The 236-nt window shown below is 38.6% G+C and carries 1 protein-coding gene; it reads left to right on the top strand.

Going from position 1 to position 236, the window contains the following annotated elements:
• Positions 1–3: 3 nt before the first annotated feature.
• Positions 4–236, top strand: a 233-nt coding sequence (locus SB658_RS27445; protein ID WP_410603715.1) for an RpiB/LacA/LacB family sugar-phosphate isomerase, incomplete at its 3' end; no start/stop codon positions are given.

Below are 236 nucleotides of genomic sequence, written 5' to 3'. Positions count from 1 at the left end.
CTTGTGAGTTTATTAGAAGAGTTAAATATTGAATATATTGATTTAGGTTGTGAATGTGAAGCTGGTTCTGTTGATTACCCTGATTTTGCGTTTCCAGCAGCGGAAATGGTAGCGAATGGCGAAGTAGATCGTGGTATTTTAGTTTGTGGGACAGGCATCGGTATGTCAATTGCAGCAAACAAAGTAAATGGTATTCGTTGTGCATTAGTTCATGATACTTTCAGTGCGAAAGCAAC

The organism is Bacillus sp. SIMBA_008, from assembly GCF_046535495.1.
GTDB classification, from domain to species: Bacteria; Bacillota; Bacilli; order Bacillales; family Bacillaceae; genus Bacillus; species Bacillus subtilis.
Note: the sequence above shows the minus strand (reverse complement) of the source record. Positions and strands in the feature narration are given on the sequence as shown.